The sequence below is a fragment of the Tenacibaculum finnmarkense genome (assembly GCF_900239185.1).
Taxonomy (GTDB): Bacteria; Bacteroidota; Bacteroidia; order Flavobacteriales; family Flavobacteriaceae; genus Polaribacter; species Polaribacter finnmarkensis.
This window is the reverse complement of sequence record NZ_OENA01000001.1, coordinates 18,744-45,301: the sequence shown is the minus strand read 5'-3', so window position 1 is coordinate 45,301 and position 26,558 is coordinate 18,744. Positions and strand designations below refer to the sequence as shown.

The 26,558-nt window shown below is 31.0% G+C and carries 22 protein-coding genes and 2 riboswitches; all 22 genes read right to left on the bottom strand.

All coding sequences use genetic code 11. From position 1 onward, the window contains the following. Positions 1-63: 63 nt before the first annotated feature. Positions 64-552, bottom strand: a complete 489-nt coding sequence (locus tag AQ1689_RS00175; RefSeq protein ID WP_101914559.1) for a DUF6933 domain-containing protein — start codon at positions 550-552, stop codon at positions 64-66. A gap of 3 nt (positions 553-555) precedes the next feature. Next, the gene (gene cobW, locus AQ1689_RS00170) at positions 556-1,620 is read right to left on the bottom strand and encodes a cobalamin biosynthesis protein CobW (RefSeq protein ID WP_101954808.1); all 1,065 of its coding nucleotides are present in this window, start codon (positions 1,618-1,620) and stop codon (positions 556-558) included. A 194-nt stretch (positions 1,621-1,814) separates the two neighbouring features. After that, complete coding sequence (locus AQ1689_RS00165; RefSeq protein ID WP_101954807.1) at positions 1,815-2,405, bottom strand: cob(I)yrinic acid a,c-diamide adenosyltransferase; 591 nt, start codon at positions 2,403-2,405, stop codon at positions 1,815-1,817. Further along, complete coding sequence (locus AQ1689_RS00160; protein ID WP_180947501.1) at positions 2,402-3,718, bottom strand: cobyrinate a,c-diamide synthase; 1,317 nt, start codon at positions 3,716-3,718, stop codon at positions 2,402-2,404. The genes AQ1689_RS00165 and AQ1689_RS00160 overlap by 4 nt, the downstream gene beginning before the upstream one ends. A 10-nt stretch (positions 3,719-3,728) precedes the next feature. After that, positions 3,729-5,426 (bottom strand): AAA family ATPase, encoded by a 1,698-nt coding sequence (locus tag AQ1689_RS00155; RefSeq protein WP_101954805.1) that lies wholly within the window; start codon positions 5,424-5,426, stop codon positions 3,729-3,731. After that, positions 5,426-6,142: a hypothetical protein gene (locus AQ1689_RS00150; protein WP_101914554.1), complete on the bottom strand. Its 717-nt coding sequence runs from the start codon at positions 6,140-6,142 to the stop codon at positions 5,426-5,428. The genes AQ1689_RS00155 and AQ1689_RS00150 overlap by 1 nt, the downstream gene beginning before the upstream one ends. A 1-nt stretch (position 6,143) precedes the next feature. After that, positions 6,144-7,235 carry a cobalt-precorrin-5B (C(1))-methyltransferase CbiD gene (cbiD, locus tag AQ1689_RS00145; RefSeq protein WP_101954804.1) on the bottom strand — a complete coding sequence of 364 codons (1,092 nt, stop codon included), beginning with the start codon at positions 7,233-7,235 and terminating at the stop codon, positions 6,144-6,146. Then, positions 7,232-7,993, bottom strand: coding sequence for a precorrin-6A/cobalt-precorrin-6A reductase (locus AQ1689_RS00140; RefSeq protein ID WP_101954803.1), 762 nt, complete (start codon positions 7,991-7,993; stop codon positions 7,232-7,234). The genes cbiD and AQ1689_RS00140 overlap by 4 nt, the downstream gene beginning before the upstream one ends. A gap of 71 nt (positions 7,994-8,064) precedes the next feature. After that, positions 8,065-9,906: a precorrin-4 C(11)-methyltransferase gene (gene cobM, locus AQ1689_RS00135; RefSeq protein WP_101954802.1), complete on the bottom strand. Its 1,842-nt coding sequence runs from the start codon at positions 9,904-9,906 to the stop codon at positions 8,065-8,067. Beyond that, positions 9,907-11,106 (bottom strand): precorrin-6y C5,15-methyltransferase (decarboxylating) subunit CbiE, encoded by a 1,200-nt coding sequence (gene cbiE / locus AQ1689_RS00130; protein WP_101954801.1) that lies wholly within the window; start codon positions 11,104-11,106, stop codon positions 9,907-9,909. Continuing rightward, complete coding sequence (gene bluB, locus AQ1689_RS00125) at positions 11,107-11,748, bottom strand: 5,6-dimethylbenzimidazole synthase (protein WP_101954810.1); 642 nt, start codon at positions 11,746-11,748, stop codon at positions 11,107-11,109. It lies immediately after the preceding gene. 3 nt (positions 11,749-11,751) lie between these two features. Beyond that, positions 11,752-13,128, bottom strand: a complete 1,377-nt coding sequence (gene cobJ / locus AQ1689_RS00120; protein WP_101954800.1) for a precorrin-3B C(17)-methyltransferase — start codon at positions 13,126-13,128, stop codon at positions 11,752-11,754. Continuing rightward, the gene (gene cobI / locus AQ1689_RS00115) at positions 13,125-13,835 is read right to left on the bottom strand and encodes a precorrin-2 C(20)-methyltransferase (protein ID WP_101954799.1); all 711 of its coding nucleotides are present in this window, start codon (positions 13,833-13,835) and stop codon (positions 13,125-13,127) included. Before cobI ends, cobJ begins: the two co-directional genes overlap by 4 nt. Next, positions 13,832-14,764, bottom strand: a complete 933-nt coding sequence (locus tag AQ1689_RS00110) for a sirohydrochlorin chelatase (RefSeq protein ID WP_101954798.1) — start codon at positions 14,762-14,764, stop codon at positions 13,832-13,834. The genes cobI and AQ1689_RS00110 overlap by 4 nt, the downstream gene beginning before the upstream one ends. 4 nt (positions 14,765-14,768) lie before the next feature. After that, a complete protein-coding gene (cobA, locus tag AQ1689_RS00105) occupies positions 14,769-16,316 on the bottom strand; it encodes a uroporphyrinogen-III C-methyltransferase (RefSeq protein ID WP_101954797.1) in 1,548 nt (515 codons plus the stop codon). Positions 16,317-16,318: 2 nt separating this feature from the next. After that, positions 16,319-17,119, bottom strand: a complete 801-nt coding sequence (locus AQ1689_RS00100; RefSeq protein WP_101914545.1) for a (2Fe-2S) ferredoxin domain-containing protein — start codon at positions 17,117-17,119, stop codon at positions 16,319-16,321. Positions 17,120-17,135: 16 nt separating this feature from the next. Then, positions 17,136-19,184 carry a TonB-dependent receptor gene (locus AQ1689_RS00095; RefSeq protein ID WP_180947500.1) on the bottom strand — a complete coding sequence of 683 codons (2,049 nt, stop codon included), beginning with the start codon at positions 19,182-19,184 and terminating at the stop codon, positions 17,136-17,138. A 93-nt stretch (positions 19,185-19,277) separates the two neighbouring features. Further along, positions 19,278-19,483: riboswitch (cobalamin riboswitch) on the bottom strand. 175 nt (positions 19,484-19,658) lie between these two features. Continuing rightward, positions 19,659-21,950: a TonB-dependent siderophore receptor gene (locus tag AQ1689_RS00090; protein WP_101954795.1), complete on the bottom strand. Its 2,292-nt coding sequence runs from the start codon at positions 21,948-21,950 to the stop codon at positions 19,659-19,661. A 91-nt stretch (positions 21,951-22,041) separates the two neighbouring features. Next, a riboswitch (cobalamin riboswitch) is annotated at positions 22,042-22,246 on the bottom strand. A 15-nt stretch (positions 22,247-22,261) separates the two neighbouring features. Continuing rightward, entirely contained in the window at positions 22,262-22,789 is a 528-nt protein-coding gene (locus AQ1689_RS00085) for an AAA family ATPase (protein WP_101954794.1), read from the bottom strand. Continuing rightward, positions 22,782-23,726 carry an adenosylcobinamide-phosphate synthase CbiB gene (cbiB, locus tag AQ1689_RS00080; protein WP_101954793.1) on the bottom strand — a complete coding sequence of 315 codons (945 nt, stop codon included), beginning with the start codon at positions 23,724-23,726 and terminating at the stop codon, positions 22,782-22,784. Before cbiB ends, AQ1689_RS00085 begins: the two co-directional genes overlap by 8 nt. Continuing rightward, positions 23,717-24,727 carry a pyridoxal phosphate-dependent aminotransferase gene (locus tag AQ1689_RS00075; protein WP_101954792.1) on the bottom strand — a complete coding sequence of 337 codons (1,011 nt, stop codon included), beginning with the start codon at positions 24,725-24,727 and terminating at the stop codon, positions 23,717-23,719. The genes cbiB and AQ1689_RS00075 overlap by 10 nt, the downstream gene beginning before the upstream one ends. A gap of 268 nt (positions 24,728-24,995) precedes the next feature. Further along, complete coding sequence (locus AQ1689_RS00070) at positions 24,996-26,477, bottom strand: cobyric acid synthase (RefSeq protein ID WP_101954791.1); 1,482 nt, start codon at positions 26,475-26,477, stop codon at positions 24,996-24,998. Positions 26,478-26,558 lie beyond the last annotated feature (81 nt).

Below are 26,558 nucleotides of genomic sequence, written 5' to 3'. Positions count from 1 at the left end.
TTATCTAAAAATCAATACAATATAGTTCAAATTAACAAAAGGAACAATTTAGAGTCAATGAAATTAATTTAATAAAAGTGTGAGTTTGCCCTGATCTAATTGTTTAAAAGGGGTTTTGTTTAATTTATTTGTCATTTCTCTGATTACAGAAGAATTAAAAATAGAATATTCAAACTTAAAGTAATTTAGCTTTTCAATATTATAATTAAGAATACCAATACTTTTTCTGTTATTATTTGTTGAATTAAATGCTATTTGCCCAATTTTTGAAGATATTACGTCATAATCAATCGCTATTTTTTCAAATAATAATTGCTGATGTAAGTTTTCAATAAATAATGTATCAAGATTATTAATATCTTTCACAGAGAAACGAGGAATTATTACTGAAAAAAAAGTCTTAGAATTAACAAAAAGAATACACTTTTTTTTAGCAATATAAAAAACATTAGCATTCCAACTTCCAAGGTCATTTTCATGAGTTAAAGTCTTATCTTCAATTTTTTTATGGATTATTTTCTCTAGTTTTTTTGTTGTGAAAATATTTGTCATCTCTTAATGTGCATGAGAATGTCCGTGACTATGTGAATGTGTAATTACTTCGTTATTTTTAGTAAGTTCAATATTTTTACCAATAACTACAATACTTGTTTTACGCTCTTCATTAGCACCCCAAGGTCTTTCAAAATAATAATCGAAACGAGCACCGACACCTTGTAAAACCATACGCATTGGCTTATTCGGAATATTTACAAACCCTTTGATTCTATAAATTTCGTGGTCTTCAACAAGTTTTTTCAAGTCTTTAACGAATGCTTTAATATCAGAAGTTTCAGAATATTCTAACAAAACAGTTTTAATATCATCATTATGGTGATGGTGATTACCTGATTTATGGTGTTCTTCGTGAATTGAATGACGATTATCTACATCATCTTCCGCAGAAGCTTCAATACCTAATAATAATGTATTATCTAATTTACCATTTTCAACAGGAATTATTTTGATGTTAGGTCTTGCTTTAGCTGCTATTAATTTTTCAATTTCTTCAAATTTTTCATCATCAACTAAATCTCTTTTACTAACTAAAACTAAATCGGCACACCCTAATTGATCTAAAAATAATTCTTCAATCGGTGTTTCATGATCTAAAGAATCATCCGCTAAACGTTGTGCTTGTACACGTTCTCTATCGCAAATTTCGCCAGTTGCAATTCCTACAGCATCAACTACAGTAATAACTGCATCAATAGTAATATGAGGTTTTAAGTCTGGCCAGTTTACCGCTTTTACTAAAGGTTTCGGCATTGATAAACCAGATGTTTCAATAACAATATGATCAATTTCTTCTTTACGTTCTAGTAATTGTAACATCGATGGTAAAAATTCTTCTTGAACCGTACAGCAAATACAACCGTTTGGTAATTGCACTAAATTACAGCCTTGTTCGCCACATTCAGAAGAAGCAATTAATTGACCATCAACATCAACTTCTCCAAATTCATTGACTAAAACAGCGATGCGTTTTCCGTTCGCATTTTTTAACATATTATGTACTAAGGTCGTTTTTCCTACGCCTAAAAATCCTGTTACGATGGTAATTGGTATCTTCTTATTCATTTTTTTAAGTTTTGTTTGATGCGTTTTTTATTAGGTTGTATTTTGTCACTTCGAGTGAAATTATTTGTAATAAAATGAAAAATAATTTTGTATCGAGAAGTATTGTATTGTTCTCGATACAATTTTTACTTCGTTCCACTTCTTAAAAATTACTCGAACTGACAGTGTTAAATAATTTATCAGAAAAAATCAACTTATTTAGTCACTGCTTTCTTTTTTCTTTTGTATAAAAATAAATTCCATTTTTCTTCAGCAACTCCATGTTTGTCCATTTCTGCTCTTGCCATGGTGAAAAATAAATCAGACATTCTGTTTACGTAACTCATAATATAATCGTGTACACATTCAGGATCTTCTTGCATTAAGGTCACTAATTGTCGTTCACCTCTTCTCATTTGTGTTCTACAAACGTGGCAAAGTGCCGATATTTCATTTCCTCCAGGTAATAAAAAGTAATCAGAAGGAGAACTTATATTATCTTCCATTTCATCCATCCAAACTTCACAGAAATCTGCGCCATCTTTAGGCTCAGGATTTGGATTAACTTTTTTAGAATCTGACGGACGTGCCAAATGCGACATCATATTCATCATATCTTTTTGAATACGGTGTAAATTTGGTTGCCATTCGTGGTCGTTTCCTAGTTTAGAGCGCATCAATCCTATGGTCGAATTTACTTCGTCTAAAGTTCCGATACATTCAATTCGTGCCGAGTTTTTAAACTCTCTTTTTCCTCCAAAAACGCCAGTTGTACCTTTGTCTCCTTTTCTTGTGTAAATTTTCATATAGTAGTATTTATTTCGTTAATCAATTGTAAAAGCAGTTCTGATGTACCAAAATAATGATGTACATAAGAAGCCATTACCTTATTTTTTTTATAAATTTTAGTAGTAGTATTACCATCTCTGGCGTTTGTAATTGTTGCGTTAATAGATGTTTCGTTATCATTTACTAAGCTTGAATAATGAAATTCGTGTCCTTTAAAAATATGCTCGTTAATTTTAGAAGTTCGATATCCTAAATGCAATTTTTTATCAGCAATTGTAGCTTCAAAATCAAAAACCCCTACCATTTTAAAAGCGGTCTTATTTTCTGATATAATCGTTTTTCCTAAATACATCATTCCGCCACATTCGGCATAAATTTGCCCGTTATTTTCTGCGAATTTTTGAATACTAGCAAGCATTTTCGTGTTACTCGATAATTCTTTTAAATACGATTCAGGATACCCTCCAGCAAAATATATAAAATCACAATCAGGAATTTCAGCATCTTTTATAGGACTGAAAAATTCAACAGTTCCTAATGCTTCCATCGCCGAAATACTTTGAGGATACATAAAATTAAAAGCTTCGTCTTTAGCTACTGCAAATTTTATTTTTTTAGGCTGAATTATTTTTTCTGATGAAACACTTATTGGTTTAATTTCTTTGGATGCTTCTAAAATAGCTTTCCAATCGATTGTTTTTTCTAGCTCATCAGCAATTTGATTGATAACAGTATCAAATTTTTCAATTTCTTGAATATTCAATCCTAAATGCCTCGAAGGAATTTCAATGTTTTTTAAGTTCGATAAATAACCAAAACAGTGTACGCCAATATCGTCACAAGCTTCTTTTAACATTTTATAATGTCTTTCAGAACCAACACGATTAAAAACAACGCCCATTATTTGAATTTCTTTATCAAAGTTTACAAAACCCTGAATAAGTGGCGCAACAGAATACGCAACAGCTTTGGCATCAATCACCATTAAAACGGGTGTTTTTAGTTTTTTAGCCATTTCGGCGGTACTTCCTTGGTCTTTTTTTGCGCCATCAAATAAACCCATAACACCTTCGATACAGTTAATTTCTGCATCTTTTCCGTAAAAATGTAAGTTGTTATTTATGTCATTTTGAGGCATCATAAATAAATCGAGATTCACACCAACGTTGCTACAAGCTAATTGATGAAATTTCGGGTCGATATAATCTGGACCAACTTTAAAAGGTTGTACAGCGTAATTTTTTCGTTTGAATAAACGCAATAATCCTAAGGTAAGTGTTGTTTTACCTGCATTACTACTCGGGGCTGATATGATGAGTTGTTTGGTCAAAAAATAAAATTTATAGGTTTTCAGTAATTAAAATTTCATAATTGGCATGAATGCTGTTTGCAAGTTCTTTGGCTTCTCCAATTTTTACAATTCCTTTTTCGGCATCAATAATTTGTGTTTTATCAATTCCTTTGCAATACGTTTGAAAAGATAATACGGTATCTTCTAAATTATTTTCTGCGTTTAATTTTCCATCAGTAATAATATGAAGATTGTGATTAAAATCGATAGTAGCACAATTTCTTTTTATCAATTTAAAACCTGCACTTAAATTTGTTTTTCCGCCTGTTTTAAGATTTTTTAACGCTATTTCAACATCAGCTAAAACAGCAGTTTGATTTAAAATTAATTGCGCATCTCCATCAAATAATGAAATAATAGAAAATTGTGTGTTTTGATTTTTAGAGTTTTCGGCTATTTTATGTACACTTCCTTTTGCATACGCAATAATTTGATTTTTTAACATAGAACCGCTAGAATCTATTAAAAAAATATGATGCTGTTTTAAAAGTGTACTTTTTCGTTTGGTTTTTAAATCGAATTTATCGGTAGCTAAATACTGCCCAACTGTTTTTTTTGTATCAGTAATTATACTATTTCCTGCTGAATTTTTAATTGAATTAATACCATTTTCTTGGATGTTTTTAGTGCTGTTTTTTTGTTTCTGAAATTTATTATTTGGAATTAAAAATGAAATTATTTCTTCTTCTGATATGCCTTTTGATGTGTCTTTTGATGGATTTGTTTCAGAAGGGTTTGTTTCAGAAGGATTTTCAAGAGGTTTTTCATTTTTATTTTCTGGAGATTTACTTTCAGGAGCTTGGTTTTGCTGATTTTGATTCGGGTTTAAACTTCGATGATTTAAAACAAAATCGGCAATAGTATCTACGTCTTTTTTTGTGATTTCAGTAGCATTTTTATAAGCCGAAAAAGCTCTGGCAGTTTTTACTAATAAAATATCGGCACGAAGTCCTTCTACTTGATTTAAAACGGCTAATTCGCTACAATATTCAATAATTTTATCAGTTATTTTTATCGATAATAAAACCTCTTTTGCCTTAGTTATTTGTTTAGCGATAGTAGCATCTTTACTTTTATAAGCATCGATAAAAGGGATAGGCGCATCATCAAACAAAAAACGTTGCTTTATTATTTTTTGACGGATTTTTACATCCGTAGGAGTTGTAACGTTTACACTTAAACCAAAACGATCTTTTAGTTGCGGTCTTAAATTTCCTTCCTCAGGATTCATAGAACCGACTAAGCAAAATCTACTTTTAAAATGACGAGAAATTCCTTCTCTTTCTAAATAATAATTTCCAGAAGCCGAAGCATCTAATAAAATATCAGTTAAATAATCTTGTAATAGATTAACTTCATCAACATATAAAATACCTTGATGTGCCTGTGCCATTAATCCGAGGTTAACCACTTCTTTTTTAGCATTTATCAATTGCTCTAAATCGATACTTCCAAGAAGTCTATCTTCAGAAACACCAATTGGTAAATTAACAAAAGGCTGTTTTTGTTGATTGCCCATTAGGCTGGTTAACGACCGTATTAAAGTAGTTTTTCCTGTTCCTTTATCGCCGATTGCTAATACGCCGCCAATAAGCGGATCGACTAAATTTAAAATTAAAGCTAACTTAAAATTATCTTGCCCAACGATTGCCGAAAAAGGGAAGTACTGCTGTTTTTTATTTTCCATTATAATGCAGAAATACAATTATACAACCAAACAAATCCAATAATTGCCGATGCAACTCCTGCAACTCCGTTCATCCATTTAAAAATAGCTAGGTTTCGCTCTAAAAAACGGCTCATTACATAAATTAAAACATAACTATAAACACCCATTGCTACAATAATTCCTACTGATTCTACGGCAAGTATAAGAAGTGCTTCTCCTATGGTAGTACTACTTAAAACTAAGGCCGATGTTAAAGCGCCACCTGTACCTGCTAAACCGTGTAACATTCCAATCCAAAATGATTTATTCATCGGATTTACGGCAATTTCTTCGCCTTTAGTTCCGTGTAAATGTATCGGATTAGAAAGATCATGTTCGTGTGCTTCAATTTTTTTATGATCTTTTACCATTTCATTTATTTGATGATTTCTTTTGATAGCTACAATTCCTAGCCAAATCATAATAGGACCAACGGCAAGTTCGGCGTAAAAAGAAAGATCATTGATAAATAAAGTTGCCATACTTTTGAATAATAACGCAACTCCTCCGAAAAGCAATAACGTTACAGAATGCCCAAACGCCCATTGCGATGCTTTAAAAACCGTTTTAAAACTCACTTTTTGTTTATTGATAGCATTTTCAGTAGCTAAAACAGAAACTGCGGTTACATGGTCGGGTTCAAAAGAATGTAAAATCCCTGCCATTAAAGGTCTAACTAATGATACTATTGTCATTTTATAATGTGTTTTTAATGTATTTAATAAGTGTTCCGTTTTTATGAATTAGGTAAATATTTAAGTCTACCTGTTTCATTTTTGTATGTGTGTGCTGGTAACAATGGGCTAATAATAATTGAAAAAATGGCGAATTTTGTTCAAATTCAAACAGTTCAATTAATCGCCCAGCCATGTTTAATTCTTTGATTTTATCAGCATCATAAAAACCAACTTGTTGTGCTAATTCAACAACAAAATCTTTGTTCCAACTCGATACGCAACTGTGTGTATCTGTAATTCCACCAGCTAATTTTACAGCCTTACCAAGCATAATTCCAATGCTTACTTTTTTTATAGCACATGTGTTTACTTTCGCAAGTGTTTCACCAATCCAATTTCCATAATGAATAAAAGCATATTCAGGTAAATGGCTAAATTTATCTGATAAAAATTTTTCACTTCTTGCGCCAGAATTAATAACTAATTCTGTAATATTATTTGCAATTGCAACATCAATACCTTGTTCAATACTTGCAATATAGGAGGATGATGAATATGGTTTTACAATTCCTGTTGTTCCTAAAATAGAAATGCCATTCATAATTCCAACGCGTTCATTAAGCGTTCGTTTTGCTAATTTTTTTCCGTCGGTAACATAAACAGTAACCGATACACCGCATTCTAAATCGTACTCATGTAATAATTTTTGAATTGCACTGCTTATCATTTTTCTAGGAACAGGATTTATAGCAGGTTCGCCAATTGCTAATTCTAAACCTTTAAGCGTAACTGTTCCAACGCCTTCACCAGCAAAAAACTGAATACCTTTTTGCTGCGTTAATCTTAAAATACAACCTATTTCAGCCCCGTTTGTAACATCAGGGTCATCTCCTGCATCTTTAATAACCGAACATTTAGCGGTGTCTTGCGTAAATTCACAATGATGAATTGGAATCTCGATTATTTTATCAATAGGTAAATGAACTTTTACGGTAGCATTTTTTTTCTGATGAATAATTGCCATCAATCCTGATTTTGCCGAAGCAGTAGCACAAGTTCCTGTAGTGAAACCATCCCGTAAAGGTCCTTTTGGAATTTCTCTTAAACTCATGTTTTTGAATTTTTTAGAGTAGATAATTCGCTAATTAGCTCATTTTCATTAAAAACCATTTTAAAATACTTCGGAATTTTGGGTTGTTTGATAATTATTATTTGTGTGTCAGTTTTTAAAGCTGCTTGAATTTTAGTGTTTAAAAAACCGCTGTTACCTGTTTCTTTAGTTAAAATGATATCAATATTTTTTTCTTTGATAATCGAAATTTCTTTATCTAAATCCGAAGAAGGAAATTCTAAAATTAATTGATTTTCAGGAAAATTACTTTCAGATGCAATCGCTAAAGATTCGGGTCTGTTTAATATTCTAAAATAAGTCGTGTTTTTTAGCCACCAAGGTTTTAATATTTTGATAGATTGTACACCTGTTAATGCCAATACTATTTTTTCTGATGATAATAAATTTAAAGCATCGGTATAATTATTTACATAAAATACGGATGAATTTATGGTTTTAGAAAGTAGTTTTCGTCCAAAACGTATTACAGGAATTTGTAATTTTTCGGCAACTTTTGCAATAGTTTTGTGTAAAATTTCTGCAAAAGGATGCGAGGCATTTATAATCGTCTGAATTTTATTTTTGATTAGATAATTTTCTAAATCTTTTTCAGTTAACGCACCATATCGGTAACTCGCAATTTCTGTTTCATCAAAAGAGATACTTGTTTTTGTTGAATACACAAAAGGCATAGCTTCGCTTTGAAGCAAGACTGCTACTTTTTTACCTTCTGTTGTTCCTCCAAATACAAGTATCATTTTTCTTATTTATTTTTATTTTAAAGACCTCACAGGTTTTTAAAACTTGTGAGGTCTAAAACTAAATACTATTACTCAGTAACTACAAATTTCTTGTTAGTTCTAAAAATATGTTTCCATTCAGGATTGTATAATTGCGATCTGTTTTTACGTGCTCCAATAGCACTACCAACAACAATTAATACGGTTCTTGTTTTTTTACTCTTTTTTACAATTTCGGCAAGGTTTTCTAATTTTCCTTGATAAATTTCTTCATCTTTCCAAGTGATTCTGTATAGTACAGCTACTGGAGTATCGGCATCAAAATGCTCTAATAATTGCGCTTGTACTTTTGATGCAATTCCTGCACTTAAAAAGATACACATTGTTGAATTTGTTGCTGCAAATGCCGAAATACTTTCTTTTGATGGCATTGGCGTTTTTCCTTCGCCACGAGTTAATACAATAGATTGTACAACTTCAGGAATGGTAAATTCTGATTTTAAAACGGCAGCTGCTGCACTAAAAGAAGAAATTCCTGGAACAATAAAATACTCCATATCTAACTCATCAAAAATGGTCATTTGCTCTTGAATTGCACCATATAAAGAAGGATCACCACATTGTAAACGTACAATTGAATTTCCTTTTTTATAATGTTCTTGCATTAACGAAACTTGTTCTTCTAAAGTCATCATTGCAGAATTTCTAACTACAGCGCCTGCTTTACACCAATTGGTCATTTCTTCAGGAATTAAACTTCCTGCATATAAAACACAGTCAGCTTCTTCTAAATATATTTTTCCTTTTACGGTGATTAACTCCTCATCTCCAGGACCTGCACCAATAATTGCAATAGCTGTTTTACGAACAGATTTTGCATCTAAAGCAACCGAAAAAGTGAACTTTTCATTGTTTTCAATATGAATTTTTTGTTTTTCAACAAGTAATTCTTTATTTCCAGATAATAACATTGCACAAGATTCTGAAACTCCTGCAACGCCAATTTTAGATTGTACCATTTCACTCGGATTTGGTATTGAAATCGTATTTATTTCATCCGAAGTAAAGGTGCTAAAAGGAATGTTATTTTTTGTGCTAAAATCTAAATAAGCTTGTTGATTTGCTTTTATATCAATAGAACCAAAGTTTTTAATTGCTGAAAAATGCAATCCTTCGTTAGCTAATTTAGTTTTGAATGTTTCTTGAAAAACACTGAAATCTAATTCTTTCGAACATCCTGAACCAACAGAAAGTACCTTTGGAATTAAAAATAAACTAGCAATTTTTGCTTCGTAAATTTTGTAACTAACTGCAATAAATAAATCAAATTGTGTATAGTCAATATCTTTTTCATCATAAAAAACAGTCACAAAACTAGGAACTGTTTTTTCTAAATGCTGTGTTCCTTTATCTTTAATATCTAAAAGTAAAGCGGTTGGTTTATTATTCACAAACAACGCCATTGTTTTAGTTATTGATAAAGAACTTTCTGTTTGCCAGTCAAATTGAGTACCAAGCGTATCTAAAGCCCAAATTTCTTGCACATCGCTAGATGTTGATATCACAGGATTCGCTCCTAAAACAGCCGATACTTTTAAAGCGAAATTATTAGCACCTCCTTTGTGTCCGCTTAATACAGATTGTACGTTTACTCCTAAATCATCCACAGAAATAACCGCAGGGTCGGTATTTTTATCTTGAATATATGGTGCAATTAATCGCACACAAATACCTAATGCTGTAACAAAACAAATACCATCTAATTTTGAAAAATTATCGGTTAAATAATCAGAAATAGAGGTAATAGTTGATACATTTCCGTTCGTAGATTCTAAGGTAGTTATTACCAATGATTTTGAAAATTCTTTCTGAATGATAAGGGCTTTTTCTAATCCTTTTTCAGTAACTGCTATAATGGCTATTTTTTTCATTTATATTTTTTCTGCTGAATGAATGCTAATTTTGTTATGCTCGTTTACTTGAATCACACTCGTGTTTATAGTGTAATTTAATGTAGTAAGCTCTTTTATAAATATGTTGGTACTGTTTTGTTTTACGGCATTGGTAACAATTCTAGCTTTCGGATTTAATTGATGAATTAGATGAATTAATTCGTTTAATCTGCCACCGTGTCCGCCAATAAATACGACATCTGGAATTGGAAATTCTTCTAAGTTGAGGTTAAAAAAATCATCAATAATAATAGTAATTCCAGGAGTAGAGAAGCGTTGGGTGTTTTGCTGAATTATACCTTCGCATACAATTCGTTTTTCAAAAGCTACTATTTTTAAATGTGGATACTGTTGTTTTGCTTCAATAGCAACCGAACCTGTGCAAGCTCCAATATCCCAAAAAACTGTTTTGTTTTGTAATTGTAAAGCGTTTATCGTACTTAATCGGATAGGCATTTTGGTAATCATATTTGCCCGATTTGGTAAAGGAATAAAAGCATCATCAGCAATTCCAAAAGGTTTTTCTTTGGATGTTGTTTGTTTTAATAAAACACAATTTAAATTGTCATGTGATTTTTTTGTACAAGTTGCTAAATCAAGCGTTTCAATATGTTCATTATTTCCGTCTAAAGCTTCGCCAACAGTTATGGTGTAATTATAAAAACCATATTTTAACAAACGTTTTGCAATTTCCGAAGGTGTTTTTTTAGCATCTGTTAATACGCCGATTAATTTATTTCTGTTGATTAAAGCTTCATCTAAAGCCGACCAATCTCTACCGTGAACAGATATCGATTTTAAAGTATTATAATTTGTTTGTGTTTTATGACATAACAATTGAATGCTATTAAAATAAGGCGTTGCTTTTAATTTTGCGTTTGGTAATAAACGTTGTAACGTATTTCCGAATCCATAGAAAAAAGGGTCTCCAGAAGCAAAAACTACAATTGTTGTATCAATTTTTTTATATTTATTGATAAGAAAATCCATTTTACCTGAAATTTCAATCCAAGTATGACTTTTTGGTAAGTATGATTTTACCAATTGATAATGACGTTTTCCACCAGAAAAAACAGTTGATTCTTGAATTAATTTCAAGACATCATTATTAAATTTTGGTGTTGGATGATTGCTGATTCCAATCAAATGAAAATCGATATGTTTTTGAATTTTATTCATTTATTGATAACATTCTTTAATAACAACATCATTTATATTTTTACGTTTTTCCCATTTTAAACGTTCTAATTCGGGGTTTTCATAAAATTTATCTACATGACCTAAACATAAATAACCGATTAATTGTCTGTCATCAGGAGCATTTAAAATAGTTTTAACTTTGTTCGCATTTAAAATACTAACCCAGCCTAAACCGACATTTAACGCTCTAGCCATTAACCACATATTTTGAATGGCACAAACCACCGAATAAACACCCGCTTCTTTCATAGAAGTTTGCCCTAAAACAGGATGTTCACTTGGTTTGTAAAAAACAGCAATATTTAATGCTGATTCTACAATTCCTTCTAATTTTAATTGTGTGTATGCGTCAGCTTTTTTTCCTTCGAAAAGAGTTTTAGCCTTTTCATTTTCTTCAAAAAAACTGTCTTTAATTTTATTTCTGATTTTTAAATTTTTGATAACAACAAATTCCCACGGTTGAGAAAATCCAACAGATGGGGCATTTACTCCAGCAAATAGAATTTTATCTAAATGTTCTTTAGATATAGGCGTATTTATAAACCGATTTCCTCTAACATCTCTACGTGCAAGTATTATCTGTTCGAGGGTTTCAATATTTTCTGGAGTAAATTTGTTCATCATTTAAGATTTAAAATAAGTGGAAGCTTCAGGTAAGGTAAAAGCAGCGTTCACAATAGCTGCGGCAACATTACTTCCGCCTCTGTTACCTTCTATAACTACCCAATTGGTGTTTTTTGTTTGCGATAATTGCTCTTTTGCTTCTAAAACATTGACAAAACCAACAGGTACACCAACAACTCCAGCAGGTTTAAAAGTGTCGTTATCTCTTATTTGATCTACAATTTCGAATAAAGCAGTAGGAGCGTTTCCAACAACATATAAAGCGTTTGGATATTTTTCAATAGCTTTTCTAATTCCTGCTTGAGAACGTGTAATATTTTCTGAAGTAGCTAATAATTGCGCATCTTCATCATTTAATAAACAATGTATCTGATTTCCATATTCTTTTGTAAAAGCTTTTGTAATTCCAGCTTTAACCATGGTAACATCTGTTACAATTTCGCCACCATTTTTAAGATGTTCATGCCAGTTTTCAATAGCTTCTGGAGTTGCTGAATAATGATTGAAATCTTCTAAAATTCCTGTAGTATGAATCACTCTTGTTATAGCCCATTTATCCGCAACAGTAAAAGGTAAATCTTGAATATGCTGGGTAACAATTCTAAAACTTTCTTGTTGAATTTCTTTTCCTGTATGAGGTTTTCTATTTAAGTATCCTCTAGGAGTTACTAAATAATCTTTAAAACGATATGTTTGCGAATTTCCAATCATCACCAAGCAAAACATATCTACATCTTCAGGATTAAATTCGCCTAAAGTGGTAATTTCACATTCTTCTTCAGGGCGAGTTACGTGCCTAATAATTGCAACAGGAGTAGAAGGCGAGCGTTTTTCTAAAAATATTTTTTGTAATCTACCTAATTGCCAATGTCTTTTTTTACTTTTCGGATTGTATAAACTCGTTACAAAATCACCCATTGCGGCAGCCTTAATTCTTTGTTCTATTTTGTTCCAAGGAGTCATTAAATCTGACAATGAAATACAACAAAAATCGTGACCTAATGGCGCACCTAATTTACTTCCAGCAGCTAAAAAAGCAGAAACACCAGGTAAGGTTTCTAACTCAATATCATCATGATTTCCTTTAGATACAACTTCGTAAACAATAGCGGCCATTGCATAAATACTGGCATCACCAGAACCAATAACTACTACATATTTATCTTCGTTTGCTTTTTCAACAGCTTTGTGAGCTCTTGCTTCTTCTTTTCCTAAAGGCATCGAAATTAATTCGGCATCTTCTTTAAATAACGATTTTCCAAATTGAAAATAATAGTCGTACCCAATAACAACATCTGCTTTTTGTAACGCATTTTTAACAACGGGTAACATATAATCTATATCTCCAGGACCTAATCCCGCAACGGTTATTTTCATTTTTTTATTTTTTTAATAATGATAAGAGAAAAATAAGGAGTTTCTCTTTTACTGGCTGTATTCCAGTTATTAGTTATAAATTGCTCGTCAGTTCCTAAGCGTTCGGCATAGGTGACACTATGTTTTTGAGTATCAATTACAGCGGTAATTATAGCAACAACCGATATAATTTTCATTAAAACGACAGTATCAAAATTATCAATAGCCTCTTGTAACTCTTCTTTACTTTGGATGCGAGGAATAACGGTTACTTTTTCATTTTGCAAACACAAAGGAATTTGACTTTCTGATGATAAATGCAAGTAAGACGTAATTCCTGGAATTAAATCTATTTTTAATTGATGTTTTTTAATTTTTTCTAATAGATAAGAAAATGAGCTATACGTACTAATATCGCCTTCACTAACAATTGCTATTGATAAACCATTTTTATAATCGCTTAAAATTTGTTGAAAAGTAGTTTCGTAAACCTCTTTAGCCTGAACTCTTTCTAAATCCATTTTTAGATAAAATCCAACTAGTTTATTAGTATCTAAATTATAGTTATTTAAAATAGTACGTGAATAACTCACTTTTCTACCATCTTTAAATAATGAACCTGGATAATATATTTTATCAGCTTGCTGTAAGGTTTTTAATCCTTTTAAGGTAATTAAATCAGCATCACCAGTTCCTAACGAAACACCATGTATTTTACCCGTTATCATATTCCTAAACCTTTTTTAATTTTAGTAAATACATTACTTTTCTGCCCAACTTTTTCATCTTCTTCAAATAAAACACCTTTTACACCTAAATGATGTCCAACTTGTTCTTTTCCAACTTCATCTTCTAAACCAACAATTTGTTTTCTGTATTTACATAATTGACAATTCATATTTGCTGTACCGTTAATGGTTTCATCTAAGCGCTCATCAAAAGCTTTTAAGATTAATTCATCGCTTCCAAAAGCATCGGTATATATATATTCATTCGGAGAATTTTCACTAAAAGTGCGAATTTGATTATAAATACGTTCTAAAAGAATTCCTGTAAAAAAGAAAAATGGAATCGCAATAGTTCGTTTAAATTCCATTTTACTTGTTAGCTCTAAACTTTTAGTAACCGTCGGATATGCCGTTCCGCTATAAGAAACCGTTGTAAAACCAAAGCCCATTCCTTCGCCTAACATACACGCTAATTTATGTACATCAGAATTTGCATCAGTATCTGTAGTTCCTCGTCCAACGACCATTAAACAAACATCTTTTCTATCGATAACAGGATGTTTACTTTCTTCTTCTAAAATTCTTTTTTGAGCCAATTCTAATAAAAACGAATTTACACCAAGATGTTTTCCCATTTTTATGGTTAAATCGCTGTAATAACTCTGTATGGTATTCATTTCATACGGAATATCATTTTTAGCGTGCGAACCTGCAAAAAGAATAATTGGTAAAGCATAAATTTCACGAATTCCTTTCTGATACATACGTTCAATAGAAGCTTCATACACAGGATGATTGAATTCTAAAAATCCGTAATCAACTTCATAATCGGTATAACGAGCCTGTAAAGCTTCAACTAATTGTTTAAAAGCATCAGTTCCTGTTTTGGTTCTGCTACCGTGTCCGCAAAGTAAAATTCCTTTTTTCATTGATTTAATTGATTGGTTTTACACCTATTAAAAAGACTACAGGCATTTGTAGTGGTTGTTTTTTGATGTCGTTTTCTATGTCGCCTAATGTTGATGAAAGTACCACTTCATTTTCTCTTGAAACATTAGAAACGGCATTAATAGGGATTTCTGAATTTCCACAAACGGCTATTAATTTCGGAATTAATTTATCTAAGCTTTTTAAGCCCATATAAAGTGCCAATGTATTTCCTGCTTTTAGCATTTCTGCAATTCCTTTCAATTGTGCTGTTGAATAATCTGCCGTATGTGCGGTGCAAATTAAAATAGCGTTTGATTTTCTTCTTTCGGTAATCGGAATATTTGCGGTACTTGCAGCGGCTAAAGCTGCTGAAATTCCTGGGACAACGGTAAAAGGAAGTTCATGTTTCTTTAAAAAACGAACTTCTTCGGCAGCTCTTCCATAAATATACGGGTCGCCAGATTTTATGCGAACTACTTTATCACCCTGTTCACAATGTTTTTTCATCAATAAATTGATGTTGTTTTGACGTGTTTCTTGGTCTTCTTTATCGCCAAATTTTCGACCGACATAAATACGTTCCGCTTGTGTATTTATGTTTAATATTTCATCAGAAATTAAATTATCATGTAAAATAATTTCTGCAGTTTCAATCGCCTCAAAAGCTTTTAAAGTTAGTAGATTTTTATTTCCAGGACCTGCGCCAACAATTGAAATTTCAGGTAAATGCTCTCTTGTGAAAATCCATTCGGGATTAGCAAATTGATACGTGAAATTTAATAAAGATTTTGATTTTGAATTGTCAATTATTTTAAAACGTTCTTCTGATGCTGTTTCAAAAATAGGAGCAGGCATATTTAATTTGATGGCAGCATTCTCATAAAATTCTTTTCGCTTCGGATGTATATCTGCACAACCGTTGATAATTTCACCAAAACAATTTTGTTCTAAAATAGTTTCGATTAAACCAATAACATCTTTCTGATGAATTAAATTAACAGGTACATTTGGGTTTTTTAATTGCTTTTTATTAGCAAGAAATCTCCCAGGATGACGTTTAGCACCAATTAATCCTGCTAAACGTAAAATAGTTAAATTATCACCAAAATGTTGTTGTAATAATTCTTCGGCTTTAATTAATGCGTGTCCAGATGCTTTTTCAGGAACACATTTTTCAGTCTCATTTATAAGACTATTATTGTTTTGATATACCGAAGTAGAACTCACAAAAATAACTTTTGTCGTTTTTGGAGTTCGTTGTATAATCTGTGCTATTTGCTTGGGATGAATTGTTTCAATAGTATCAATTCTCTTTGGTGGGAAATTGATAATAAGTGTATTTGTATCAGTAATAAAAGATTCCCAATCACCAGTAATAGTATCAGCTTCAAGTTTTATTCTGCAAGTATGAAACGAATATTTGCCGAGTGTTTTTAGTTTTTCTAACGAAGAAGTAGTTCCGTTAACCGAATAGCCACTTTTTTGTAATTTCAACGCAAGCGGTAAACCTAACCAGCCTAATCCTACTATGGAAATATGTTGTTTGTTCATAATTATGTTAAATCTAAGCAGGTGTTTTGTAACTGAATTTTAGTACAATATTCCCACGCTTTATTTTCGATGGAATCGAATGTTATTTTCCCTAAAATTTCACCAAATTTATTTTTGAAACGAATACCTGTTAGCGCCGTTTCTTTTTGATGAAAATATTCTGTACTAGAAATTTTTGATTGTTGTAATTCCTTATTTTCTTTAGGAACTGCGGCAATCGTTAATTTTATAATAGTTGTTTCAGTTTTTAATTCAAGCGTATGTGTATCTGAATAATTTACCGCATTTATTTTTTCAAATGAAATAAGTTTTTTATCAGCCATAGCAAGGGTTATCCCTTTTGGGTTTTCCAACAAATATAAGAAAAGAGGATATAAATATTGATCAGAACTAAAACCTTTGGTAATAAAACATTCGCCTAATTCAGCATCATTTTTTAATTCAAAAGGTTTGGGTTTTATAGGCGCTCTTTCGTTATTAGAAACTTGCTTTTCCCATCCTTTTTTGTATAATAAATTATCTTCATTAAAAGGCTCATTATTAATATGCGATTTTACAATCGGAGTAATTTTTTCAGGAGTTAATTCTTTATACCAAAATTCACCAGGTTGCACAATACAAGTCGGAGCATCTTCACATCTACCATTACATCTTGTTTTAATCGTATGGGTTTTATCCCAAAGATTATTGTTACGTAAATACGCTCTAGCGGCTCTTGTTACTTGTTCGCTTCCTGCTTTTTGACAAGAACCTCCGTCGCAAAAGAAAAAAGTATGTGTTGTATTGGCGATATTTTTACCCATAATTTAAAATAAATATTTAAAAGAAATAAGTGAAATTTAATTTTGCTAAAAATGGTGTTCCTGGTGTAAAATGGATATCATCTACAGGTTGTAATTCTCCTTGTAATTGTGAAGAATCATAAAAAACAGCTTCTCTCCATGCGGTATTAAAAATATTTTCTACGGATAAACCTATTTGATATTTTGGTTTTGTATAGTTGATAACAAAATCTGCAATAAAATAACTTTTAGCAATCACAGATTCATCTTCAATTAAAGGACGTTCTCCTAAAAAACGATAACGTAACGATGTGTTAATTCCATTTTTTAAACGGAAAGTAGCGCCACCGGTTGAGGTAAAACGAGGCGCACTTGGAATTTTATTCTCTTCTTTTGGAGCGTCTAATAAAGTTCCGAAACTATAATTTAAATCGGTATCTAACCAAAAATAAGATAGTGGTTGATATCTAAAAGAAGCTTCACTACCAATTCGTTTAGACCTTCCTTTATTTTCAAATTCAAAACCATCAGAAACAAAAACAAATTCAGCATCGCTCTGTAAATAAAAAGTAGCAATATTACCAACAAAGTTTTTTCCTATTTTAAATTCTGTACCAATATCGTATCCAACAGCTTTCGGTAACGGATTAATTTCTTTGTTTTTTACTGCGGCATTTGCGTAGTTTGAATGAAAACCAGAACTTGCTTTTGCATATAATTGAAGGTTTTTAGTTGCATCATAAAACAAACTAAATTTCGGACTTAGTCTAATAGAATTTGTCTTTCCTTGTTGAGGAATTGGTACTATTTCGGTTACGTTAAAATCGAAATAATCAGCTCTAATACCTGCTAAAGCCGTTAATTTAGGAGCTACTTGAATTCTTTCTTTTAAAAATAAAGCAACATTTGTTTCTTTAATATCAAACTCATTTATAGGATTTGATAACGTACGTCCAATAGCATTATTTAAACCAATAGTGTTATTATTTCGTTTAGCTTCCCAGCCAAAAGTAGTGGTGCTATTTGGTATCTGAAGTATATTTTTTATTGAAATATTTCCTTTATAAGCATACATTTTACGATTTTCTTGTTGATGAATCATATCTCCATCAATAGGATTATTTTGATAAAAAGAAAAGTTAGAAAATAAATTATACTTATTAGCAACATAATAAAACTGATTTGTAAGCTGTGTTTTATCAGAAATATCAGAAGATAATTGCATGTTAAAATGCATTCTTTCAGTATCACCACCTTCTTTATCATCAATAGCTCCAAATCTATTTATTAGCCCACTTTTAACAGCTCTTAAAGGCACTTGCCCCGAGGCATTCCAAGTACTATGAAATGTAGAAATTGATGTTCTTAATTTATGATTATCAGAAAGTACTACGGTATATTTTGTAAATGTATTTAATCTTTTAAGTCTTTGTTCGCTTTCAAAAAAACTATCATTATAAGTTCCTTCAATAGCAATGTAAGCACTTTCTTCGTTTTTAGTTAAAAAGTTGTTTTTATCGATAAGCGATACCATTGCCAAAGCTCTAGCAAAATCGTATTGACCATATTCTAACTTTACAAAATTACGATGCACTTTATCTTTTGATGTAAACTTAGCAGCTCCAGAAACGGCAAAATTACCTAAAGAAGTTTCATGAGGTCCTTTATAATAATCGGCAGTTTGAACAGTTTCAGGAATTAAAAAGTGTAAATCGGCATATCCTTGCCCGTGTGCATGAGAACTTAAATTAATGCCAATATCATCAACTAAAACAGCAAAATCAGTTCCGTGGTCATTATCAAAACCTCTTAAAAATATTTGTTCTGCTTTTCCGCCTCCAGCATGTTGTGCGATAAATAAACCAGGCACTGTTTTTAAAAAATCGTGCGCGCTGTTTATAGGTCTTAATTGCAATGAAATTTTAGAAACTTTATGAGTCCCTAATTTTTTTTCATTTTTAGAGTTGATAATTACTTCAGAAAGCTGTGTTTCTGTTTCGTTTGTACTTGTTTCGTTTGTACTAGTACTTTTTTGTGAGAATATGGCATGTACAAAAAACATGAACCATAGACTGCATAAAATCATTTTTTTTAACATTTAAAAAAGAGTTTAAGCAGGCAAGGAAAGAAAATATGAAAAAACATAATTTTCTAACTCTTTACCCGAGAGTTATTAATATAAATTATTGTTTTAACGGCAGGTCTCCTGACTTAACTCCACTTTATTTACCTTCCCATAGTTGTAACTACAGTGGTTTTTGCTAATAAAGTATTGAAATAAGTTTTACAGTTGCGGGAACAGTTTTGGATTTTCACCAAATTCCCTTTTAATTCTATATTCTGATGATAAAAAAAGAATAAGAAACCGAATATGCTGCAAATGTATTGTTATTTTTTGACTTAAAAGATGGAATCGAAAAGGAGTTTTTATGCGGTTAACTTCGGATAAAAAAGAAAAACGCTTATACATCATTACAAATCTTGATAAAAACGAACCAAGAAAAAGTATCAAAAAGAAAATACCTAAGTAATGATGTAAAGCGCTAATTTTTAATTGATATTAAATTTTATAACTTAAATTTATTTTGAAATTTCTTTCAGCACCAGGAAAAAACTGATAATCATAAATGGCATCTGTAAAGTATAATTTATTAGTAATGTTATTTATGTTAACACCAATTCTGATATTGTTTTTTTGATAATAAATTGCGCCATCAAGTAGTAAATAAGCGGGTAGTGTATATGAATTGTCAGAATTTGTATAATTATCACTCGTATAATTACCTCCAACTCCAAAACCTAAGCCGTCTTCTAATTCATAATTAACCCATAAGTTTGCTAAATGTTTAGGGGTAAAAGGCAAGGCATTTCCTGCTTTTTTAACCTGTGAATTAGCTGCTCCGTAAGCACCTAATTTAGCTTCTGTAAAAGCATAGCCAGCTTTAAGATAAACATTTTTTATAGGAGTGTATTCTAAATCAAATTCGATACCTTTCGAGTCAGCTTCTCCAATTTGAAGGTATTGGTTTACTTTATTTTTTTCAACAATATTGTGTTTTAAAATATAAAAGGTAGACAGGCTGATGTTTAAAGTGTTATTTCTTTCAAACTTAAGTCCTCCTTCTATTTGATATCCTTTTTCAGGATCAAAAATTTCACTGTTAGGAGCAATAGTTCTTGAAGGTTTAAAATAATTAGAATAAGAAGAAAAAATACTAAGATTTTTAAGCGGCTGATACACTAAACCAGCTCTATAACTAAAAGCTGTTGAAGGAATTTCTGTTCTGTCGCCCGCTTTAATTAAGGTTCTATCTGCTTTAATTTTATCGGTAGCATATCTTCCTTTAAAAATATCGTAGCGAATACCAATTAACGCTTTAAAATTATCAGAAATATTCGACCAGTTTTGCCAATAAAAACCACTATTAAATTCATCTCTTACCTGTACTTTTTGATCAACAGCCTCTATATGCCCTTGGTTCAGAATAGGATTTTGAACAGAAATAGTAGTGTATGTACCAGGACCAACAACGCTTCCTCTAAACGATTTTCTTTCTAAAATACTTACCGATTGACCAAACAACGATTTGTGTTTTATCTTTCCTGTTTTAAATTGATAGCTTACATCTAATTGATTTTGAATGGTACTAGTGGTGTGGTTAAAATAAAAAGGAAACCCTCTAGTTATAGAATCTTTTGCTGCATTAAAAGATAGCCATTCTGTTGAAAGATAATTAATATCATCATCAGACCATGAAAAATTATTGGCTAATTTTAATTTGTTGTTAAACTGATGTTTGTACTTAACTTGCAGGTCAAAACGTTTGTGTTTCAAATAATCTTGAGGATCGTTATATCGCGTTTTAACATCCATTGCTTTTACAATACTTCCATCTTTATCAACAGGAATTCCTGTATCAGTATCATATTTATCATTGTTCGCTTGGAAAGAAATATCTAAAACATCTTTCTTAGTCGGAGTATAATTAACCGCAAAAGAAGCGTTATTCGTATTGATGCCAAAATCTCTCCAACCGTCAGATTTAGAAACACCAAAATCTACTCGATATCTTAATTTATGATTAATAGGACCTCCCATACCTACCGACATTTCGTAGGTATTAAAAGAACCATAGGTAGTATTAAATTCGGCAGAAAAAGCGGTGGTTGGTTTTTTACGAATAATATTTATAATTCCGCCTAAAGCAGCGTGCCCAAACATAACACCAGAAGGACCTTTAAGTATTTCTATACGCTCAACATTGGCTAAATTAGTACTCGGCGCACTTGTAGAAAGATTATGACGTTCATCTCTTGTACCATCATTTAATAAAACAAAATTGTTAAAACCTCGTATTCTAAAAGTTTGAAAACCACCGTATCTGTTTATCGGGCGAACACCTGTAGCACTTTTAACAGCAGTCCCTAAATCATTGGTATTTCTAATTTTAATCAATTTAGAACTTACGCTATTGGTTGTTAATGGCGCGTCTAAATTTTTTAATTGAAGCTTGTTTAGTTCAACATATTTTTTTCTTGTACTCGAAATTTCGACCCCTTGTAATTGAACCGATAGCGGGTGTAAATAAATAATAGCGGCTAATTTTTTAAATAAAATACTTGTTGATTTGTAGCCGATATATGAAATATTGATAACATCGTTAGGGTTTCCTGTAATTTTGAAAATCCCTTTATGGTTAGAGCTTGTTCCTTTTTTAGAATTGTTATTTATAATAGAGGAAAACTCAATAGGTAGCCCGTTTTGTTTATTTAAAAGTTGAACGGATTTTGAATTTTGAGCAATCAGTAAACTGCTGCTAATTAAAAAAGAAAAAAGTAATTTGAATTTCATTGAATTTCATTTGTTCAGAAATAAAAATGAAGGGTCGGAAGCCTAAAATATAGGCAGTCGAACACTTTAACTTTTATTCCCGAAAGTTTAGATTATGTTTTTGATTTAGGCAGGTATCCTGACTCAACTCAAGCAATCATTTACCTTCCCATAGTTTTGCTACAGTGGTTTTATTAATGATGCCTTTAAATAAGTTTTACAGTTGCGGGGACAGCTTTGGATTTACACCAAATTCCCTTTTAATTCTATATTCTGATGATCAAAAAGAATAAGAAACCAAAATCGGCGCGAATGTATCGTTTTTTTTTGACTTAAAAGATAGAGTCTAAAATGAGTTTTTTTCTTTTTATAGCCGAAAAACGAGGTAGTATAATGATTTTAAAGCCTTTACTTTTATAGTGTTCTAAAAGCGATTTTTCTAATTTCAAACAATAGTCAAATTCTTGTAATCGCTGTGGATCTTGTTGGTAAATAGCAAACCAAGTAGGGGTAAAAAACACGGTTTTGTGGTAGTTTTTTTTATAGCAGAAATTTTTTAAATAATCAGGTATTTCTTTTTTTTCTACGGATAAATACGCCTCTAAATCTAACACCGATCGATCACAAAATTGGGCATCCGAAGTTAATAATTCTTGTTTTGTACGGGTGAAAACTAGCTCAGCAAAACGATTGATATTACGCCAAGGCATTCCGTTTCGGTTATTTTGTTGTTCCTCTGTAATTACCTTTCTTGAAACTTCATCCATACAAGAAAAGCTGTTTTTTAAAAGATTAATCAAGGTTGTTTTACCTGTGCCAGGAGCGCCAGTAATAATGTATTTCTTTTGGTTTTTAGGCATATTTTACGGTAAGCAAAAACACACTAATCATCAATAAAACAAACAATATGCTTACTTTATAATTAATTTGATGTACTATTTTAATTTCTTCATGTTTAATTATTCGGTTATTAGTTCCGATAAAAGGTTTTTCAACTAATTTACCATGATAATAATTGGAGCCTCCAAATTGGCAATTTAAAATATACGCCAAAGCAGCTTCAGGATATCCCGCATTTGGGCTACTGTGCTTTTTTCCTTCTTTAAAAACAGTAGGAATTCCACTAATTTTATTTTGAACAACGAGCATTAGTATTGCAGTAATTCGTGCAGGAATATAATTAGCAACATCATCTAATTTTGCGGCAAATTTCCCGAACCAAAAATACCGATCACTTTTATAACCAATCATAGAATCGAAAGTATTGATCATTTTATACGCCATTGCACCAGGAACACCGAAAATCAAAAAATAAAATAACGGCGCAATAACACCATCGCTTAAATTTTCCGACATGGTTTCAAAAGTAGCAATTCTGATTTGTTGTTCGTTTAAATTGGTGGTTTCTCGCCCAACAATCCAGGATAAACGTTTTCTTCCGGCTTCTAAACCTTCCTTTTTTAAGGTATTAAAAACAGCATATCCTTCTTTAACTAAGGTTTTATTAGCAAGACAATAAAATAACATCAGTACTGAAAAAATACTAGCTAAAATTTTATAATCATTTAAATTCAGCCATTTGATACTAAAATAAGGAGCGATAAAAGAAATACTCACTAAAAAAATGCTTAAAAAAGCCCCTTTTAAAAATTGATTATTTTTTTTGTTAAGCCATTTTTCACCCAAAGAAATACTGTTTCCAAAAGCGATAATAAGATGCGGTAATTTTTTTGGGTCGCCAAAAATTAAATCTAACAAAAAAGCACTTATTAAAATATAAATTGCGTTTAAAGCCATTCTTTTAATGCGTTAATTAAAATGTTATTAGCCGATTTACTTTGTGTCGATAATCGAATATATTCGCCGTTTAGTTTTTTAAAATTAGTAGCATCTCTAATTAAAATTTGATGATTTTCAATTAAATACGCTTTTAAATCCTTGGCTTTTTTATCATTTAAAATTTCTACTAAAAAATAAGAGGTATTGCTTTTACAAACTTTTATGCCTTTTAAAATAGATAATTCTTTTTGAAATTGTGTTGTTTCTGCAATTAATTCCGCAGTATTAAATTGAAGTGTTTTATAATTATCAAAAATAAATTCACCCGCTTTTATAGCTAATAAATTAACACTCCAAGGCATTTTTAAATTTAAAAGTGATGTTATTAATGTATCCGAAGAAATAATATATCCTAAACGCAAACCAGGAATGGTAAATGTTTTTGTCAACGAACGAACGATTATTAAATTATCAAACTCTTTTATTAATGAAACAATAGATGTTCCGCTATCAGTAAATTCGATATAAGCTTCATCAATAACAAAAATAGTGTTTGGTTTTTGTTTAAAAAAGGCTGTTAATTCTTCGGATGAAAAAATAGCTCCCGTAGGATTATTCGGGTTACAAATAAAAATAAGGTCGGCAGTTGTTTGGTTTATTTTATCTCTAGAAATTAATTGATAATCTAATTTAAAAATTTTACAAGAATCCTCATATTCCGAAAAAGTAGGAGCAACAATAGCCGTTTTTTTATCAGAAAATAATTGAGCAATCAAATAAAAAGCTTCCGTAGCACCGTTTGTAAATAAAAAGTTTTCGGTTTTTAAATCGAATTTTTTAGCTGCCAAAATATTTAATTCGCTTGCAGTGGGCGAGGGGTAACTCTGAATTAAAGGAACATTTTTTGAAATGTGAGAAAGCAACGTTTCTGGGCATCCTTTATAATAAACGTTCGAGCTAAAATTGTGTTTAATTTCTCCTTTAATTAAATGAAGATCATCTCCATGTCCGTTTAACATTATTTTTGTTTTTAATTTTAGAACCTGTTTAAATTCTATTCAATAATAATTTTTTTGACAAAAACTGTCAGTTCGAGTGATTTTTTTCCTTCAAAAAAATTGTATCGAGAACTTTTTTAGCTTGAAAGTTAATCAAAAATCATATAAAAGAATTCAAATTCTCGATACAATTTTAATTCCTTTTAGTCATTAAAATCACTCGAATTGACAAATTCAATTTCCTATATTTATACTACAAAACTTTTTTACATGAAATTTAAACAGGCTCTTAGTGTGTACTATTTTTAATAATAGCTTTCATGTCTAAATTTTTATCAATCCAATCGGCTAATTTATCAAATTGAATTGCTTTAAAAGCTTTGTAATTTCTGGCTTTTTCGGTCGGATATTTTAACTGTAATAAATCGGTTACTATTTCTTGATTGTCAAAAATACCGTGTAAATAGGTTCCCCAACTTTTATTTCCGTCAAAATAACCTTCTTCTTGCTCTTTTTCTTGACTGCTTTTTTTATTGATGATATAATTTAGATGCTTATTTTTCGGAACAATAGTTTCTCCCATATGGATTTCGTATCCTTCACAAAGTTCTTTTTTATCTTTGAAATAAAAATTACGCTGTATGGTTTGCTTGGTTTTCGAAAGTGTCGTTTCAATATCAAATAAACCCAAGCCTGCTTCCGATTTAATGTTACTTTCTACAGAAAAAGGATCGTTAATAGTTTTACCTAATATTTGATACCCGCCACAAATCCCAAGAACAGGAATGTGTTTGTATTGTTCTTTAATAACAGTATCTAAACCTTCTTTTTTTAAAGCGATTAAATCTTCAATCGTATTTTTTGTACCTGGAATAATAAGTACATCGGCTTTTTTTAGTTCTTCGGCATCTCTTGTAAAATAGACATTGATAAGCGGTTCTTGTTCTAATGCTTGAAAATCGGTGTAATTAGACATATAACGAAGTTTCACTATCGCAATATTTAATTTATTCTCGGTTGCTTTTGTAATTCTTTTATTTAAAGCAACAGAATCTTCTTCTTCGATAATAATATCCGTAGCATAGGGTAAAATTCCTAACACAGGAACATTTGTAAGCTCCTCTAATTTCTTTTTTCCTTCGATAAATAAATCAGGATCTCCTCTGAATTTATTAATTATAATACCTTTTATAAGTTTTCGCTCCCAAGGTTCAAGTAATTCAATCGTTCCATAAACGCTACCAAATACACCGCCTTTATCAATATCGGCAATTAAATAGACACAAGCATTTGCTGCTGCTGCCATGGGCATGTTTACAATATCTCGATGTTTTAAATTTAATTCGCTGATACTTCCTGCACCTTCCATAACAACAGGATTGTGTTTTGACGCTAATTTTTTAAAGGCTTTTTTAGCTTCTTCAAACAGTTGTTTTTTATTATCGCCTAAAAAATATTCTTTAGCTGTTTGATCACCAATTGGTTTTCCGTGTAAAACAATTTGTGATTTATTTAAAGAAGATGGCTTTAATAAAATAGGATTCATTTCTACAGTTGGTGAAATACCACAGGCTTCTGCCTGTACCGCTTGCGCTCTTCCAATTTCAAGATTATCGGGCGTAGAAAAACTATTTAACGACATATTTTGCGCTTTAAAAGGCGCAGGATTATATCCTTTTTGTTTTAGCCACTTACAAATTCCTGTAGTTATCCAGCTTTTACCAACATCAGAGCCTGTGCCGACTAACATTATAGGGTGTAGGTTTTTCATTTTATTTTTTTGAAGCACAAAAATATTGAATAAAATATAGATTGTGTATTATTTGGTTAGGGTTTTTGTGTTTTACTGTAG